Annotated in this window: 16 protein-coding genes; 10 read left to right on the top strand and 6 right to left on the bottom strand. The window is 61.7% G+C overall.

The genetic code is table 11. The features are described 5' to 3' along the window. Positions 1-358 precede the first annotated feature (358 nt). Entirely contained in the window at positions 359-904 is a 546-nt protein-coding gene (locus ACS5Q0_RS13300) for a hypothetical protein (RefSeq protein ID WP_473127122.1), read from the top strand. 111 nt (positions 905-1015) lie between these two features. Here ACS5Q0_RS13300 and ACS5Q0_RS13295 read toward each other — a convergent pair whose 3' ends face one another. Then, a complete protein-coding gene (locus ACS5Q0_RS13295; protein ID WP_473127121.1) occupies positions 1016-2437 on the bottom strand; it encodes a hypothetical protein in 1422 nt (473 codons plus the stop codon). 220 nt (positions 2438-2657) lie between these two features. On the opposite strand from ACS5Q0_RS13295, the gene ACS5Q0_RS13290 reads away from it, so the two are divergent. Both ACS5Q0_RS13290 and ACS5Q0_RS13285 read left to right on the top strand, forming a co-directional pair. Further along, entirely contained in the window at positions 2658-4202 is a 1545-nt protein-coding gene (locus tag ACS5Q0_RS13290) for a hypothetical protein (RefSeq protein WP_473127120.1), read from the top strand. After that, positions 4199-4900, top strand: a complete 702-nt coding sequence (locus ACS5Q0_RS13285) for a hypothetical protein (RefSeq protein WP_473127119.1) — start codon at positions 4199-4201, stop codon at positions 4898-4900. Before ACS5Q0_RS13290 ends, ACS5Q0_RS13285 begins: the two co-directional genes overlap by 4 nt. Here ACS5Q0_RS13285 and ACS5Q0_RS13280 read toward each other — a convergent pair. Beyond that, positions 4881-6041, bottom strand: coding sequence for a hypothetical protein (locus tag ACS5Q0_RS13280; RefSeq protein ID WP_473127118.1), 1161 nt, complete (start codon positions 6039-6041; stop codon positions 4881-4883). The two genes, ACS5Q0_RS13285 and ACS5Q0_RS13280, sit on opposite strands and share 20 nt — an antisense overlap. A 73-nt stretch (positions 6042-6114) precedes the next feature. On the opposite strand from ACS5Q0_RS13280, the gene ACS5Q0_RS13275 reads away from it, so the two are divergent. The 3 genes from ACS5Q0_RS13275 to ACS5Q0_RS13265 all read left to right on the top strand — a co-directional run bounded on the left by ACS5Q0_RS13275 (position 6115) and on the right by ACS5Q0_RS13265 (position 8668). Next, complete coding sequence (locus tag ACS5Q0_RS13275; RefSeq protein WP_473127117.1) at positions 6115-6855, top strand: AbiV family abortive infection protein; 741 nt, start codon at positions 6115-6117, stop codon at positions 6853-6855. A gap of 2 nt (positions 6856-6857) precedes the next feature. Continuing rightward, complete coding sequence (locus ACS5Q0_RS13270) at positions 6858-7601, top strand: hypothetical protein (protein ID WP_473127116.1); 744 nt, start codon at positions 6858-6860, stop codon at positions 7599-7601. Positions 7602-8308: 707 nt separating this feature from the next. Continuing rightward, positions 8309-8668 (top strand): ArsC family reductase, encoded by a 360-nt coding sequence (locus ACS5Q0_RS13265; RefSeq protein WP_473127115.1) that lies wholly within the window; start codon positions 8309-8311, stop codon positions 8666-8668. A 216-nt stretch (positions 8669-8884) separates the two neighbouring features. Here the strand turns inward: ACS5Q0_RS13265 and ACS5Q0_RS13260 are convergent, their stop codons facing one another. Further along, positions 8885-10771, bottom strand: a complete 1887-nt coding sequence (locus tag ACS5Q0_RS13260; protein WP_473127114.1) for a TRAP transporter large permease — start codon at positions 10769-10771, stop codon at positions 8885-8887. Positions 10772-10805: 34 nt separating this feature from the next. After that, complete coding sequence (locus ACS5Q0_RS13255; RefSeq protein WP_473127113.1) at positions 10806-11420, bottom strand: TRAP transporter small permease subunit; 615 nt, start codon at positions 11418-11420, stop codon at positions 10806-10808. A gap of 307 nt (positions 11421-11727) precedes the next feature. Here ACS5Q0_RS13255 and ACS5Q0_RS13250 point away from each other — a divergent pair, with 307 nt between their 5' ends. The 4 genes from ACS5Q0_RS13250 to ACS5Q0_RS13235 all read left to right on the top strand — a co-directional run bounded on the left by ACS5Q0_RS13250 (position 11728) and on the right by ACS5Q0_RS13235 (position 15756). Then, the gene (locus tag ACS5Q0_RS13250; protein ID WP_473127112.1) at positions 11728-12318 is read left to right on the top strand and encodes an NnrU family protein; all 591 of its coding nucleotides are present in this window, start codon (positions 11728-11730) and stop codon (positions 12316-12318) included. 80 nt (positions 12319-12398) lie between these two features. Then, positions 12399-13076: a tetratricopeptide repeat protein gene (locus tag ACS5Q0_RS13245; RefSeq protein WP_473127214.1), complete on the top strand. Its 678-nt coding sequence runs from the start codon at positions 12399-12401 to the stop codon at positions 13074-13076. Positions 13077-13094: 18 nt separating this feature from the next. Then, complete coding sequence (gene der / locus ACS5Q0_RS13240) at positions 13095-14438, top strand: ribosome biogenesis GTPase Der (RefSeq protein WP_473127111.1); 1344 nt, start codon at positions 13095-13097, stop codon at positions 14436-14438. Between the two features lie 133 nt (positions 14439-14571). Further along, on the top strand, positions 14572-15756 hold the full coding sequence (locus ACS5Q0_RS13235; RefSeq protein ID WP_473127110.1) for a helix-turn-helix transcriptional regulator: 1185 nt from the start codon (positions 14572-14574) through the stop codon (positions 15754-15756). On the opposite strand, the gene ACS5Q0_RS13230 is transcribed toward ACS5Q0_RS13235, so the two are convergent. Together ACS5Q0_RS13230 and ACS5Q0_RS13225 are read right to left on the bottom strand one after the other, a co-directional pair. Beyond that, positions 15753-16373, bottom strand: a complete 621-nt coding sequence (locus ACS5Q0_RS13230) for a LysE family translocator (protein WP_473127109.1) — start codon at positions 16371-16373, stop codon at positions 15753-15755. The two genes, ACS5Q0_RS13235 and ACS5Q0_RS13230, sit on opposite strands and share 4 nt — an antisense overlap. Positions 16374-16523: 150 nt before the next feature. Further along, positions 16524-17294: an ATP-binding cassette domain-containing protein gene (locus tag ACS5Q0_RS13225; RefSeq protein ID WP_473127213.1), complete on the bottom strand. Its 771-nt coding sequence runs from the start codon at positions 17292-17294 to the stop codon at positions 16524-16526. Positions 17295-17484: the final 190 nt, after the last annotated feature.

Raw genomic sequence — 17484 nt, 5'->3', positions numbered from 1 at the left:
CCCGGCACGGCCGCAATTTGATCTATGAAGGCGGTGCGAGTGCGGGCATTGAACTAGGCCCTATCTCGGTGTGGCATCTATGGTTGTCGTAATCTGAGGTAAAGCGATGACGCGTCATGAATTTGCTCCGGCGGTAAAGCGGGAACTCGCAATGAGAGCCGCACACTTCTGCTCCAACCCTCAATGTCTTCGGCTCACCGCGGGGCCGAGATCCGGCAATGAGCGAGGCTTAGGAACAGGACATGCTGCGCATATCTGCGCGGCGGCCCAAGGAGGTCCGCGCTACGATCCCAATCAAAGCGAAGCTCAGCGTCGGTCTGCCGCGAACGGTCTTTGGCTGTGCCGCGAGTGCGGTGATATGGTGGACAAAGACCATGCGGGCTTCACAGCGCAACAACTCCGCGACTGGAAACGCGACCATGAAGCCCTGATCGCCGAGGTGCGTCAGCGGGGGTGGTCAAGCAGCATCGAGCTGCTTCGCTCGGGGCAAATGGCCCCCGGACTAGCCCGTTATATCGTTGCGCTCGTTGAAGACCGTAGAGCATTCTGGGCAAGGTTTGACGCAGAGTTTCCTGATCGCGTGCGAATATCGCTCGATGGCCTGCGCCACGATCTGAGCCGACTGCGACGCGATTGCGCTCCTGGTAGTCCACTCGATACCGTCATCGTTGCCTTGGCAAAGACGATCCGCCACTTCTTTGATCTGGTCGAGCCGTTCGATCTTGCTACGCTGCGGTGCGACGGTGGTGATCCCGACTGGCTGGCTTTCGAGGCCGCGCTGAGGGCATTGCGCAAGTCGATCGGTTATCAGATAGCTGAGTTGGCTACATCGTACTCGATTCCACTCCAAGGAGAGTTCGCCGACCATATGCCCGCCTTGATTGCGGCGGACGGTCAGAATTGAGGTGGTTGCGAGCGGTGTTGGTCCAGGGTTGTAGAGATAACTTCTGCGCTTCTGCCGATAGATGGTAAACTACGGTTCCTACGGAGCGCCCCAAACGGATAAAACCGAATCTTAGCTTTCGCTAGACGAGTCATCCTTAGCACCGCGACTTTCCGCGTCCAGAAGATCTTGCAGCGTGGGTGCCGGCTTGTCTGCGTCTGTAATCGTCGTCTGCGACCACAGAATCGACGCCTCATAAATGGAGCTGCATTGCCACTCGCCATTCTCCTCGAACCAATGCTGCGCCTCGGGCAGCAATTCGAAAGGGACTGGATGACGAGCAAAGGGATTGTGAAAAACCTCCATTTCGGCCGTCCATGGTTCGTAGCCATGTGGCCAAAGGCGGCGATACTCATCGCTTGTGATGTCGAGGCAGAAGGATATGCCTTCCAGCGCGCCGGGCGTCCTGTCGAAAAATTTTCCCATCCTCGTATAGCGGTAGCCCTTGGGTGCTCCGCCACCGGAGATCGCAACGCGGTTGAGTTTGGCGATCGAGCAGGCGTTCGAGAAAATAACAGCCGAAAGCTCGGCATGGCGATCGTTCGCAAAAAGGCCGGCCGGAAATCGAGTGGGGCCAAGCAATGTCTCCGCGAGCATCGGCACGGCTTGAAGCCGGCCATCGACCTCTGCCACGGTTGCGCCCGACCCCTGCAGATAACCGATCAACCCTTCACGGCTCCACATCATTGATCCCGACGCGTGGAAATCGGCAACGGCTAGCATGAACGGTTTTCCGGTGACATGCGGAAGCTGGTCGTATTGCTTCTCTAGCTTATTGCCGATCGTCTTGGCGAAGCGCACGGCGGCCCCGCCGAAGAAAATCTCTTCTCTGTCGGTCGGTATATCCGCAAAGGGCGCATTGACGTGATTATAGGGTGCCGGCGGATTTGCCGTGACCGCCTCAACCCAGGCTACGTGGCCGAGGCGGTTTTCGATGCGGAAATCCGGCGACTCAAATGGCTGCTCTACGAGTAGACCTTGCTCACGGAAAGAGGCGAGAAGTTGTGCCTCCCATAGCCGAGTGTGAAAATTAGTCGTCTGGCAGTCGCTAACCCAGTTTCGGTCAGGTCTCGGCATAGCAAGGTAGAGCTGGTTTAGCGCCCACGCGGCGGGCCGACGCGCTGGTGTTGCAAGCATTCGAAATACGTCGCTTGGCTCTCGACTTCCCAAGTCGAAGAGCGAGGGACGCATAACGATGCCCGATGGCAAAGGTTCGGGTGGAAGGTCGTCCGCTAGATATGGCTTCAGAGCTTCAGCCGCAGCCTTGATCGACGGGAAACCCAATTCCTGCCGTGTCATGGTCCAGACCGAATCCAATCGCCGCCGCAGTACGATGACGCCAAATGTCTCGTCGAGGGAACTGTGGGTGACGATCCCGCACCCTTGGTTGTCCGATCCTGCCCATGCAGCAACCGGCGGCTGTTCGCCGAAGTCGTGACCTCGTGGAAGCGACAAGGCGTAGAAATCAAATTCCCACTGCGGAATTTTGCGCATTCCGTCTCCTCCTCGGGGTCCGCATGGCTGGAAGCGTCAAAGTTACAGTAGACGAAGAGCAGAGAGCTACGACAGTTAGGCCGCCTACGTTAGGTGAAAACGGGCTTTGAAAGGTGGAAAGATGGTTTACTTGAACTGCAGCACATAGTCTTCTCCGTGGTTCTAAGGAGCAAGATCATCGGGTCAAACCGGCTTGTGCGTAACTATCACGGAGGCACTATTGGACGCGAGGAGGGTAATTGCGGGGGATAAGGCTAAGGCTCTGATTGAGAGCGAACTGTCCGCACACGGCAACAGCGTGCTCTCCGTTCTCGCCCAATATCGACGCGATGACGCCGTGGCCGCATGGCATGAGACGATCCGAGCGGTGGAGGAGTTCATCAATCTCCCAAAATTCGGGGTCGCCGACGATCGGCTCCGGGCCTGGTTGTGTGCGATCCGACTTGACGATGCGTTTGTTTCAAACCCGGGGCCGACATGGCTGGCAGTGCGCCAGGCGCTCGCGCCCCATCTCGAGCCGTCCGTCATCTCTCGCTTCACGCGGGTCATGCTCTACGCCGGCGCTATGGGGGCGGCCTTTGCTCAGCACGGCCTCGACGCTTGTAGCGCAAGTATCACGCTCGACACGATCGGCGGCGCCGTCGACTATTTTCAGTCGCGGCGGCGGCACTTCGTTTCGCTGCTCTACACCATGCCCTACGCGTGCTCCGGCTCGCTCGTTCTCCAGCCCTATGACGCGCTGACCGTTCTCATGCCGCAGGTCGAGCATAGCTGCATTGCCATCACCGGCTTCCATCAAAAGCTTGCGCTGCTCGAGGCCCTGCCGGATTTCAGTCTGGAGGTTGACCAAATCGGCACAATGGCTAGCCACAGCTTCGAGACCTTGGATGACTATTTTCTTGAGCCGGAGCGCGCGTCGATCCATGTGATGGCTGAGCTGCGCGGCGATCAGTTCACGATGCCTGCCATGGAGGCGCTGGATCGGCGGAAGATTTTTTCGGCCGCCGAACTGCGCAACGGCGTGAAGCTGATCGGGGCGGCCTACGAGGTCTTCGGCCTGAAGGACTCCGATTTTTCAGCCATGGGCCTGCTCGTGGTCGCCTTTGCTCGCCATTGCCGCGACGACTATTACGTCGAGATCGAGAAGGAAAAGTTCCGTTCAATGCTGCACGCGCAGTCCGAGCTGGACCCGGCCGAGCTTGAGACGCTCCTCGTCAACAAGCCCTCGGACTATGCGACGAACACCAATGCCTATCAGCCGTTCCTGGACCTCGGCGACAGGGTCGTCTCGAACGTCAATCTCCTGTCGCGCTTCCTCTACGCGTTCAAGAATGTTCACCTGGGTAGCCGCCGGCGCTTCCAGATCCATGCAGGCTTCATCTTCGAGGACATGGTGAAGCGCGACCTCGACCGCATGGGCTTCACCGTGACGGACATCAAACGGATCAATCGGAAGGAATTCGATGTCGTAGCCACGCGCGGCGGCGTCATCTTTAATATCCAGTGCAAGAATAACTGGATTGATCTCTCAAAGATTGAGGCTGAGCGCGCGCTGTTCGTCCGATATAACCGGTTACTGACGAATTGCTACGCGCGCGCCCTGAAGAAGGAGCGTGGCCGCGAACATCTGCTAAAACAGGAACTGGGAATGGACAAGGTCGTGCATTACGTGGTCAGCCGATTTCCGGTGATCGGCGCCGACCCGGCGGTGATCAACTACAATCAGATCGATCGGCTCCGTGTCGCCGGCCAAGCGGACTCATGACGAATCCCGCGGATATTCGCGAACTGCTCTTGCGGTTCACAGGCTGCGACCTGACGCAGACGCTTGCGCGGATCGAGAGCGCGGTGCGCGGCATGGAGGCAAAGGATTGCGCAGGCTTTCTCGAAGGCGCTGGCGTGGGCCGGGAGGCGTTGGCCGCGGCCGCCGAGATGAAGCGCCTGGCCGGGCAGATCAATGTGACCATCCATGCGCTCGGCATCCTGCTCTGCCTTCCGCATATCCTCGAACCGGACGAGCGGGTCGAATATGTGTCACTCGGCGCCGGGAACACCGGGCGCGACTTCGACTTGGAGACCAACCTGCGGATCGCCGAGTTCAAATTCATTCGGTGGCGAGGCGGCGCGGAGTCGATCCGCCAGAATTCCGTGTTCAAGGATTATCTGTTGCTCGCTGAGCATCCGACGGCGAAACGAAAATATCTCTACCTTCTCGGCACCGAGCATGCGCTCAAATTCCTGCGGGGCGGTCGCGCCCTGTCGAGTGTGCTTAGCCGGAACTACAAGCTGCAAAACACGTTCGCGGATCGCTTTGGCGAGGCGTTCCGGACGGTCGGGGACTATTATGCGGTCCACGCCGGAGCGGTGCAGATCGAGGATGTCTCGCCGTGGCTTTCGGAGCTGGCGGAAGAGTTAATCGCGGAGCCGGACGCTGGCGCCGATGCTAGGGAGCAGGGCGAGTAACGCGGGGGCGGCGTTCGGTGCGGCCTGAGGGCGGGCGCATCGCAGTCAGGAGCGCTTCCTCCGTGGAATTCTGCGGCCCCATAAAGTCCATGTGACCGGCAATGTAGGCGCCGAACGCGCGCTCGTCTTCGGCCGATGGCATTGGAATCCCGTATGTGAGCGGGAGAAACGCAGTCAACGCGATGCGGTAGAGCGGTGCGGCATATTCGAAGATCGTCCGCTGCGGTGTGGGGAGAAAGAGATTGCTGCGGTTAACGGGATTGCCGTGAAGGAAGTCGTTCCGGCACTCGTAGAGCACCTGGTAGAGCCAGGACGCCAATGTTCGCTTCACCTTGGTCTTGCCGCCTGTGTCGTGGACAAGCTGGCTGCTCTCCGAAACCGCCCAGGGCGTCCGCTCGATCATTTCGAACACCTTATCCCGGTTGGCCTGGCCGCTTCCGCCAGGATGCACGAGAATCTCGAAAGCGCTGACCCAGAGGGAGACTACCCGCCCGACGTCGTAGAACGTGGTGTCTGTCCCGGCTGGCAAAAGGGAGGCGTGATACGCCATGTTGAGCGAGCGCATCAGCGCGACGTCCTCCCAGGGGGGCTCTGCCGCTTCGTAGCGTCGACGCCAGCGCGCCATGAGCGCGGCAAGGAGCGGCTGGTCAATATCGCTTTCGCCAAGCGACGTGCGAAACAGGGCCGGCGACGATTGGCCCTTGAAGCGAGAAAGCTCATGCGTACCGAGGATGGCCGGCGTGCTGCCGATCACATCCTGATAGTGTCGGTCGAGCATCCAAGGGTAGATGGCGAAGGCCTCTCCGAAGAGCACGCGGTGCCCACGCGGATGTCGGAGCTCCAGCGCGCGACCGTGTGTCACTGCCGAGAGCGCGATAAGGTCGCGGAAGCTCGCCAGCGCCGTCACGTCCCGAAAGATCGGCGGCGCTGTCGTATTCAGGATCAGGACCGAGGGCTCAAACTTCTCTCCGAAGTTATCGGCGAAGCGGTTTAGGAAGCGTCTGAACGAGGGATGCGCCCGTTTGAGGGTTGCAACGCGAGGGTCATTTGCGGGGGCGAGCGCCGCGATCGCGCAGCCGATGGCAGCTTCCAGCGGAATATTCGGCAGGACGAATACCGGCGTCCACTCGGCAGCAGTCATGTGCTATTCCTGTCTCGACGGCAAACGCGTGGAGTAGCTAAAGTAATTCTGCTTACAATACGCAGGAACGAGAATGAACTGTATCGAAGAGGAAGGCAGGGGAGAGAAGGCTGCGAAGCGCGAACAGGCACCTTTGGGGGTTCTCGTCCGTGGCGCCGAGAAGACATTTGATAATGCGGAGCGCCTTTTTTGCGAGGCGGAGCTTCTGGCGAAAGCTGGCGCGGTAGCACGTGCCCTTTGCCTCCGCCAGATCTCCCTCGAGGAATGCTCGAAGGTCAACAACCTCGGCGCCTGGGCGGCCAGTCTGGTTCTTGGGTTCGAAGTCGATGAGAAGAAGGTGCTCGCCGCCTTCGGGCGTCATGCTGCCAAGAACAGATCCAATGCGTCCATGCTGAAGAGCTCAGCCGCAGAAACAGATGCGAAAGCCCGTGGTGACTGGGAGGCTGTCATGGAGGCGTTCAGGCAAACCCAGAGCGAATTTCACGATACGTCGAACCGGGCCAAGAACGCCTCGCTTTATGTGGACTGGGTCGACGGGGAATTTCTCGCGCCAAGCGAACGCATCAACAACGAGATGCTGGCTGAGATCGTGGAACGAAACGCCGAGTTTCTCGGCTATGCGCAAAGCGGGCTGGAGATGCTTAGGCGACTAGAGAGCTTCCCGGATGAGATAAAGGGCCTGCTGTCAGGTTTCCTCGAACATACGGAACGGCTCCGCAAAGAGAAGCCGGAGGAGTTCATAGAAGAAATGGAGAAATTTCTGCCGGGGTTTCTGGAAGAGGGTAAGAAGATTCTGAAGGATGGACGTGCCTAACGATGATGATTGATACCCAGATTCTGTCGTATGCGTATAAGGGTCGGGGAATTGCAGTGAGTAGCGCACGCATTTCGTCCGTTGCCGCCCACGAATTTCTGGAAGTTTATGACCCAAATTCGACAACCCGGTTCCGTTACTACATCAAATACCAGGCTGGCCGGCATTTTGGCGCCCCGTCAATCTCGCCTGCGAACTGGAAAGGTGGCGCGGTCCAAAGGCTGGTTCTCGACTTCGGAGCTGATTACCCACAACTCATTGAATTCAATAGCCGAGCCACGGCCGCGATTATCAATGACCGCAATGTACCTGCGTTTGGGCACATTCTGTCGTCTCTGGAAAAGCCGCTGCAGAAGAAGCTGCGGCCGCGTTTCGCATATCTGTGTGAACATATCCGAGAATGCGTCCCGCTGGTCCCGCAAACGGCGGAGATCGGGATTCAGCTTCTGTGGGATTTCGTCCAGCACAACAACGTGAAAGCCAATTTCCGCAATTCCGTAAACGATATGATGATCCTGGCGGCGGCTATCTCCGGACGTGAAAACCTGTTGACTGATGATAGCTTGCTCGCGCGCTTCGCGGCCGCCCGACAGCATGCCCCTCTACGGGAGGTCGGTGACGGGCTGATAGAGATCGACTTTGAGCGCAAAGAAGGGCTGCGGAAACGCCTCTCCAGTGAGAGCAAAGGCTATATAAATCGGGGCTGGCGCATCGCCGTGGATACTCAGCGCCGCGCAATTCCATAGCGACGCTCTGCTGATGGTATTTGTGGGGAAAAGCGGTACGGTTTAATTTTGACACCAAAACCCGAGAGTCGTCCAATTGCTCCCGATAGACGGCGAAATCTCAGAAAAGATTTATTCCGTGGTTTTCCCTTTAGAATCAAAAGGATAGATTTTTGACGGTATCTGCGACGGGATTGTTTGATCTAACGAGAAAATTACATCTATATTTCAATAGCTTATGCGATGAATAGACAATAGAGTGGGAGTAAGAGTCGAGAAAGCCGCGCTCTGCGCGGCTTTTTAGTTCTTGACGGGCGGGAACCCTGCCTTGCGTCCACAGCTCTCCATGAGCCTATCTAAAGAGGCCTTAACCTCGGGGGTGAAATTCGGCGTACTTCCCTGAAAAGCTGCGAGCATCTCAGGCGTCACTCCGTCCGCCGTGCAATTGCAGTATTGCCGGACCGCCTCTGGTGGTTGGTCGCCTGCTGATTTCAGGCACGCTTGGAGGAAGAGCGTGCGGTTCAGCATCTGAGCCTTAACCTCTGTTCCAGCCTGAAGGCCCAGATAGGCCGTTGATGCAAGGACAAGTGCGCAGATGTTCCGACGCTTCCTAAGGTACAGCGACATGCGAGCTCTCTACTTAACGATATATCGTAAATAGCATTCTGTTCCTTTCGCAGCAAGTCGTCGTGCTAGGAAAGCGGCGCAACGTTCGGGGGAGAATCAGGATGGCCTCAAAGCAGACCGTCACGCTCTACGGCATCAAGAACTGCGACACGATGAAGAAGGCGCGCGCCTGGCTCGATGCCAAGGGCGTCGCCTATGAGTTCCACGACTACAAGGTTCAGGGCATCGACCGCGAGCGTCTCGAGGGGTGGGTCCGCCATGCCGGCTGGGAGACGCTTCTCAATCGCGCCGGCACGACCTTCCGCAAACTCCCTGACGCCGACAAGGCGGATCTGGACGAGCGCAAGGCCCTTGCGCTCATGCTCGACCAGCCCTCGATGATCAAGCGCCCCGTGCTCGAACAGGGCGGCCGTCTTCTCATCGGCTTCAAGCCGGAGCAATACGAGGCGGCAGTCCGCTAGGGGCAGGCTTTCAACGCATCGGCTCTCTCATGCATGTCCTTCTCTCGTCATGGCCGGACTTGATCCGGCCATCCACGTCTTGAGAAACGCCGGGCCTCGACGATGTGGATCCCCGGGACAAGCCCGGGGATGACGGTAAGAGCATTCGGCGGCAATGCCGCGTAACAAAAAGGCGGGCCGTTTGGCCCGCCTTTCACGTTTCCGAAGCATGCCGCCCTACTGGATCTTCGGCGGCTCGTCGAAGTTCAGGCCGGGCAGTCCGCCGCCAGGGGCGCCGAGACCCGGCACCAGAAGCTCGTCGAGCTTCTTCTGCACCGCGGCCGGATCGACGGCGGGGCCAGCGGATTTGTAGTGGGTGACCATCTGCGGGAAGGTCACCACCAACCCCACCATGATCAGCTGAATGATCACGAAGGGGATCGCACCCTGGTAGATCTGGCCCGTGGTCACCGGCTCCATGCGCTTGCCCGTCAGGCGGTCGATATAGGGCACCTTCGGGGCCACCGAGCGCAGGAAGAACAGGGCGAAGCCGAAGGGCGGGTGCATGAACGAGGTCTGCATGTTCACCGCGAGGATTACGCCGAACCAGATCAGGTCGATCCCCATCTTGTCCGCGGCGGGGCCGAGGAGCGGGATGATGATGAAGGCCAGTTCGAAGTAATCGAGGAAGAACGCCAGGAAGAAGACCAGGACGTTGACCACGATCAGGAAGCCGATCTGCCCGCCCGGGAGCGAGGTCAGCAGGTGCTCCACCCACAGATGGCCGTTCACGCCGTAGAAGGTGAGCGAGAACACGCGCGCGCCAATCAGGATGAACAGCACGAAGGCGGAGAGTTTTGCCGTCGCTTCCGTCGCCTGGCGGAGGATCGTGAAGTTGAAGCGGTTCGGGTTGTTGTCGAGCTTGCGCTTGACCAGGGCGAGGATCACCGAGCCGAGAGCGCCCATGGCACCGCCTTCTGTCGGCGTGGCGAGGCCGATGAAGATGGTGCCGAGCACGAGGAAGATGAGCAGCAGCGGAGGCACCATGACGAAGGTGACCTGCTGCGCCATGTTCGACATGAGGCGAAGGCCCGAGAAACGCTCCACGAGGCCGACGATGAGAGCGTAGATCGCACCCGCGAGAACCATCTCCATGGTGAGCGCGAAGTTCTCATGGCCCTGCGTGTGCAGCACGTAGTAGACGCCCACGAGTATGGCGACGAGAGCCGCCGAGATCGTGATGCGCTTTGCGCCGAGCATCTTGTTCATGAGGGCGCAAATGAGCGCGACCACGGTCGCCACGCAGATCGTGAGGATCACGAAATCCGCGCCCGCCTTGGTGTTGGTCTGCGACAGCACGTAATAGCCGACGAGCCCCGAGAAGACGACGAGGATGCCGAGCTGCCAGACGCCGCGCGCGCCGTTGGGCTCCCGATAGCCGATCGCCTCCGGCGGAAGGCCGGGAGCCGATTTCGGGAAGATGATCGACATGAGCATGATGTAACCGGCATAGAGCGCGGTCAGAATCAGGCCCGGGAGGAACGCGCCCTCGTACATATCGCCCACCGAGCGGCCGAGCTGGTCGGCCATGACGATGAGAACGAGGGAGGGCGGGATGATCTGGGCGAGCGTGCCCGAGGCCGCGATCACGCCCGACGCCAGACGGCGGTCGTAGCCGTAGCGCAGCATGATCGGAAGGGAGATCAGGCCCATCGAGATCACGGAAGCCGCCACGACGCCTGTCGTGGCGGCAAGCAACGCGCCCACGAAGATGACCGCGTAGGCGAGGCCGCCGCGCACCGGGCCGAAAAGCTGGCCGATGGTGTCGAGCAGGTCTTCCGCCATGCCCGACCGTTCAAGGATGTAGCCCATGAACGTGAAGAACGGCACCGCGAGCAGCACCTCGTTGGACATGGTGCCGAAGACGCGGTCGGGCAGGGCCTGGAGCAGGGGCCAGGAGAGGTTGATGGTCTCGGGCGCGAGAGGCGCGAGTTCCACCGCGATGAAGAAGAAGAGAAGGCCGTTCGCCGCGAGCGCGAAGGCGACCGGGTAGCCGAGGAGAAGGAACACGACCAGCGCCGCGAACATGATCGGCGCGAGGTTCTGGGCAATCAATGCAGCCATGGGCGAAAACTCCGAAAATCAGGTCAGGGCGGGGTCAGCGGCTGCTGTTTCCCGGAGGTTCGTTCTCGGCCGCGATGCCGGAGATCAGACGCGCCGCCTCGGCCTCGGCCGCCCCGGCGTGACCGCTGTGGTCGTGCACGTCTTCGATCCGGCCCTGCATGATGGCGACCCGCTTGATGAGCTCGCTCATCCACTGGAAGAACATGGAGATGAAGCCGAGCAGGATGAGCCCCTTGGCCGGCCAGATCAGCAGGCCACCCGCATTGGAGGAGACCTCGCCCGAGGCGTAGGACTTCTCGAAATAGGGGATCGAGAGCCACAGCATCAGCGCCACGAAAGGCAGCAGGAAGAAGATATGGCCGATGATGTCGATCCAGTCCCGGCCGCGCTTGGACAGGCGGCTGGACACGATATCGATGCGGATATGCTCGTTGGCGATGAGCGTCCAGGCGGCGCAGAGCATGAACACAGCGCCGAACAGGTACCATTGCAGCTCGAGCCAGGCATTGGAGGAGACGCCGAAGACCCGGCGGATGATGGCGTTGACGGCTGAAACCAGGATCGCCACGACGATCGCCCAGGCCGCGATTTTGCCGACGCGTTCGTTGATCGCATCGATGACGCGAGAAAGCTTGATGAGCGCGGTCACCTTCTGCCTCCCCCTTCATGAAACAGTTATGGTTGGATCTTACGGCGTAGCTAGCCGTTTTCGGGCCGCTACACTATTCCGCCTTAGTCTATGCTGAAGTTTATGGGGGTCAGTACCCGGGAAATTTTCGTGCTGCAAGATGCGCGTTATTAAAAGTTTAGCGAGTGCAGGCGCTTATCGGCGGTTCGAAACTTGCCTTATAGGAATGTGAACATCATCCTGTGACTATCTTCGGCCGGGAGCCCGTCTGCCGAGAGGTCGAGGCAGACCGGAGCGGCTTTCATGTCCTACCCTTGGGAGAGCTAATGTGACGCTGCTTGTTCTGGGCCTGATCCTGTTCCTCGGCACCCACTCGTTCAGCATGGCGCGCCAGACCCGCGCTGCCGCCATCGGGCGGATCGGGGAGGGGCCCTTCAAGGGACTCTACTCGCTCCTGTCCCTCGCCGGGATCGTCCTGATCGTGATCGGCTTCGGGCAGTACCGGGCCAATGGCTACATCCCGGTCTGGGACCCGCCGGTCTGGACGCGGCACCTGGCCCTTCCGCTCGTCCTGATCGCCTTCATCTGCATCGCCGCCGCTTATCTTCCAGGGCACATCAAGCACCGCCTCAAGCACCCCATGCTGGCGGGCGTGAAGATCTGGGCCTTCGCGCATCTGATCGCCAACGGCGATCTGGGCTCCATTCTCCTCTTCGGCTCCTTCCTCGTCTGGGCGGTGATGGCCCGCATCAGCGCCAAGCGTCGGGACGTGGCGGCGCAGCACGGCGGAACCGCCGCGCCCGCCGGCTGGCGCAACGACCTTCTGGCGGTCGTGATCGGCGCGGCCGTCTATGTGGCGTTCGTCCTCTGGCTTCATCCGCTTCTGATCGGCGTGCCCGTCCTGCCCACGAGAGCGTGAAACCTCTCGCCTTGGGCGGGGGTGTATGCTAGGCGACCCACTTCGATTGAAGGAGGCGGCCCTTGCGGCCGCGTGAGGTGATGGCCACGAATCGGAACGACGAGTTCATTCGCGAAGTCGACGAGGAATACCGCCGCGACCAATTGGCGAAGATCTGGCAGCGCTACAGCGGTCTCATCATCGCGATCGTCGTCCTCATCGTGGGCGGCGTCGGCGGCTGGCGCTACTGGGAGCATGTGCAGGAGACCCGTGCCCAGGCCGCTTCCGCGCGCTACGAGGACGCCCTGAAGCTCTCCAACGAGAACAAGCCGCAGGAAGCCGAGGCGGCGCTCGCGGCGCTCGCGAAGGAAGGCGACGCCGGCTACGGCCTGCTCGCCCGCTGCCGTCTGGCGGCCGAGCGCGGCCAGCAGAACGCGGAGCAGGGCGCGGCGGCCTATGACGCCCTTGCGAACGATTCCGGCGTTCCGGCGCTCTGGAAGGATCTGGCCCGTCTGCGCGCCGCATGGCTGCGCCTCGACACCGCCGATCCGGCCCAGCTGCGCAAGACTGTCGAGCCCATGGCCGCGCCCGCCAATACGTGGCGCCATTCGGCCAGGGAACTCCTGGGGCTTTCCGGCCTTAAGGCAGGCGACATGGATTATGCCGGGCGCTGGTTCGACCAGATCGCGGCTGACCGTGAGACGCCTCCGGCCCTGCGGCAGCGGCTTGCGATCTACACCGCTCTCGTGGCGGGCGGCCCCGTTCAAGTCACTCAGTAAAGGCGGAGCACCAGGGACATGACGCCTACCGTCGCCATTGTCGGGCGGCCGAATGTCGGCAAGTCGACTCTCTTCAACCGTCTCGTGGGCAAGAAGCTGGCCCTTGTCGACGACCGTCCGGGGGTGACCCGCGACCGGCGCGAGGGCGAGGCGCGGCTCGGCGACCTGGAGTTCCGGGTCATCGATACCGCAGGCCTGGAGGAGGCGACCGAGGAGTCGCTGCTCGGCCGCATGCGCGCCCAGACGGAGGCCGCCATCGAGGATGCGGACGTCATCCTCTTCGTGGTCGATGCCCGCGCCGGCATCCTGCCCGCAGACAGGCCCTTCGCCGAGATGGTGCGCCGCTCCGGCAAGCCCGTGATCCTCATCGCCAACAAGGCGGAAGGCGGTTCGGGAATGGCGGGCGCCTACGACGCATTCTCCCTGGGTCTCGGCGAACCGGTTCCGCTCTCCGCCGAGCACGGCGAGGGCATGGCCGATCTCTTCGAGGCGCTGATGCCTCACTTCCCCGTGCCCGGCGAGGAGGAAGAGGAGGAAGACCCCAACAAGCCGCTGCAGGTGGCCATTGTCGGACGTCCCAATGCGGGCAAGTCGACGCTCATCAACCGCATGGTGGGCGAGGACCGCCTGCTCACCGGGCCCGAAGCCGGCATCACCCGTGATTCCATCTCCCTCGATTGGGAATGGCGCGGAAAGGCTGTGAAGCTGTTCGACACGGCGGGCCTGCGCAAGCGCGCCCGCGTCGAGGACAAGCTCGAAAAGCTCTCCGTCGCCGACGCCCTGCGGGCGGTGCGCTTCGCCGAGGTCGTCGTGGTGCTGCTCGACGCCACGATTCCCTTCGAGAAGCAGGACCTCTCCATCGTCGATCTGGTCGAGCAGGAGGGCCGCGCCCTCGTGATCGGCCTCAACAAATGGGACCTCGTGGCCGACAAGCCGGGCCTCCTGGCCGAGCTGAAGGAGAAGGCCGCGCGCCTGCTGCCGCAGGTGAAGGGCGCGCCCGTCGTGCCGCTCTCGGGGCTCGCGGGCAGCGGCATCGACCCGCTCATGAAGGCGGTGTTCCAGGTCTACGAAACCTGGAACCGGCGCATCTCGACCGCGAAGCTCAACCAGTGGCTTCAGGAAGCCATCGACGCCAATCCGCCGCCTGCCGTGTCGGGCCGCCGCATCAAGATCCGCTACATGACGCAGGTGAAGTCGCGTCCGCCACACTTCGCCATCTTCGGCAACCAGCTCGACGCCCTGCCGAAGAGCTACACGCGCTACCTCGTCAACAACATCCGCGAGGCCTTTGAGCTGCCGGGCGTCCCGATCCGCGTGTCGCTGCGCATGGGCCAGAACCCATACGACAAGGAACGGAAGTAAGCGGCTGCCTCTCGAAGGAGGTGCCGCGCCTTAGCGGCTTGTCGGGTCCACGACGCATCGGAATACTGCCTGTCCTTCGTCATGAGCGTGAGTCGCGCACTCGGCCTGACAGGGCAGCCAGGAGCGATGACCAGTGGATGAGATCCTCTCGCCTCGCAGGTTGTCGGATTTGATCGGGGCGATCTATGACTGCGCTCTCGATCCCGGCGCCTGGGAGACAACCCTCGCCGATGTCGCCGACACTTTCGACTGCGCCGTCGTCTCGTTGACCCTGAACGACCTTCACCGGAACCGTTTCCTCCTCAACAAGGCCGTCGGATGGGAGCCCGAGCTGCTGCGGCTCAAATCGGAACGGCACGTGGCTGAGATCAACGCCCGGCTCACGGAGTGGCTGGCGCTCCAATCGTCCATCGACGAGCTGTTCGTGACCTCGGCTCACCTGAGCCCGGAATACATTCAGAGATCGCTCTACGTGGAGGAGTGCCTCAAGCCGCAGGGCATCGTGGACATCATGCACATGTTCCTGATGTACACGCACAGCCAGTTCTCCGAGATCGGCCTGGGCCGGAACGCGCGGCAAGGCATCATCACGGAACGTGAAGTCGAGATGGGACGATTGCTGTTGCCGCACTTGCGCAAGGCGGTGACGATCAGCGGCATTCTGGACGTGCAGGTCATCGAACGCGATCGCATGGCCGAGGCGCTCGACGCTCTCCTGTGCGGCGTCATTCTGACCGACGAGCGCGGGAGCATTCTGCACGCGAACCACTCCGCCGAGCGGATGATGAGTAGAGGCAGCCCGATCAGAAGTTCACGGAACGTCCTGGCGGCGGGCACGCCGGCGGCCAGTCGCGAGTTGCGCGATGCGATCTCACGCGCGGCGCGGGACAAAACGCACCTTGGGCAGAGGAGCGCTGTGCGTCTTCCCGACGTCGGAGCATGTCCGCTCTACGCTCATGTGCTGCCTCTGACGGGGGGAAGCCGCCGCACGCGGCTGCACCCCGAAGCCATTGCCGCCGTGTTCATCGGCGGATCGAACGATCGCGGCAGAGTCGATCTTCTGGCCCAGGCCTTCGATCTCACGGCGGCGGAGATGCGTGTCCTCGAAAGCCTCCTGGGCGGGTATACGCTCGCCGAGACGGCGCGCCACCTCGGCATCGCGTCATCGACGGCAAAGACTCATCTGGACCATATTTTCGCGAAGACCGGCGTGTCTCGGCAAACGGAGCTGATCCGACTGGCGATGCAGATGGCTTTGCCGGTGCGTGCGAACGTGCCTGATGCAGTGCCTGAGCAAGGCGCTGAGCGCCTGGATTAGAAGCTCAGGTCGAAAGCGTTCGCGGCCATCAGAAGCCCCAGTGCACCGAGGATCAAGCCGGATACCTTGTTGATCAGGTTCAGGATCGTGACGTTCAATCGCGAGCGCAGGGCGGCAACACTGCCGCTGACGATGATCCACCAGATCACCGACGCGGCAAACACGCCCGCGATCGTGCTCACCGCCCCACCAGATTCCGGCGCGGCCAGCGTCGGGAGCACAGCGATCAGAAGGGCGGGCATCAGCGGGTTGAACAATGCGCAGGCGACGGCGCTGCAATAGGAGGACATGGCTCCGCATCGTTCGGCGATGGATCCCGCCAGCGATATGGTCCGCCCGAGGACACGTGCGCTGAGCCACAGGAGAAGGCAGGCCGAAATCGCCGAGAGGACGGCATGGCTATTGTCGAACACCGTCGTGATGATCGGTCCGAAGCCCATCACCACGCAAGTCGTGTAGACGACCAGAACAGTGGCCGCTCCAAGACCGGTCGTGAATCCGGCAAGGGCGCCGAATTTCAGCGCCCGCTGAATGCACAGCAGACTCATCGGGCCGACCGGTATGGTGATCGCGAATCCGACGATCGCTCCGGACAGGAAAGCCGACATGCCGCTCATGAGCGTGCCTCGTGCCGCCGTTGAATTGGACAGTTCCGGCCTCAGCGGCCTCGCGACCGTCTCGGCAGAGAGGCGACCGTAACGCAGCGGTGTCTGAGGCGCGTCCCCTGTTTGGTGGAGACGCGCCCACGATTGCGCACGACGAAACTCTCAAGCAGCCGTTTTCATCTCGAAGGTGCTGTCGTGGAACTGCGCGAGCGTCGAACGGTGTCCGATGCTGAGGATGGTGGGTTTCCACGGGGCTTCCCGCAGCAGCGTGTAGACCTGCCGCTCGGTGTCCTCGTCGAGGGCGGATGTCGCCTCGTCGAGGAAGATCGTGCGGGGCTTCGCCAACAGCACGCGGGCAAAGCCGAGGCGCTGCTGCTCGCCGCCGGAGAGGCGCTGGCTCCATTGGTCGATCGTGTCGAGATGCGCCACGAGGTGACCGAGGCGCACGGCTTCGAGAACCCGCGCGATCTCCGCGTCGTCGGCCGAGGGCGCTGCCGGATAGAAGGCTGCTTGCCGCAGGGTTCCGAGCGGGATGTAGGGTTTTTGGGGCACGAAGAACACGTCGCCCTCGGGGAAGGAGACTTGTCCGCTGGCGTGGGGCCAGATGCCAGCCACCGCGCGCAGCAGCGTGCTTTTGCCTGCGCCCGATGGTCCTTTGATCAGCACGGCCTCACCGGCGGCGGCCTCCATGGTCACGCCCGAGGTGATGACGCGCCGGTCGGGCAGGGCGAGCTCGAGGTCGCGCACGGCGAAGGTCTCGCCCTTGCGCTCCGCTGCGACGGCGGAGGAGGCCGTGGCCTTCAGGGCGTCGAGTTCCGCGCGGAAGCGCTTGAGACGCTCCGTCGTCGCGCGCCATTGGGCGATCTGGCCGTAGCTCGTGATGAAGAAGTTGAGGCAGGCCTGCACCGCGCCGCAGGCGGCCGCGATCTGCATCACCTGGGCGAAGCCGATCTGCCCGTAGAAATAGCGCGGCGCGGCGAGCAGGAAGGGCAGGATGGTGCGGGACTATCAGGAATTTCGTGTGGGGCCTTACGATGATCATGAGGGAGACATCGCATGGCACGCCGCAAGGACCCCCGGATACCCGACCATCTGCTCGATCAGTTGCTGGCCGGGGCTGACG

It is taken from the genome of Microvirga sp. HS2 (assembly GCF_055792805.1).
The sequence above is the reverse complement of the archived record's forward strand: the minus strand, read 5'-3'. Positions and strand labels throughout refer to the sequence as shown.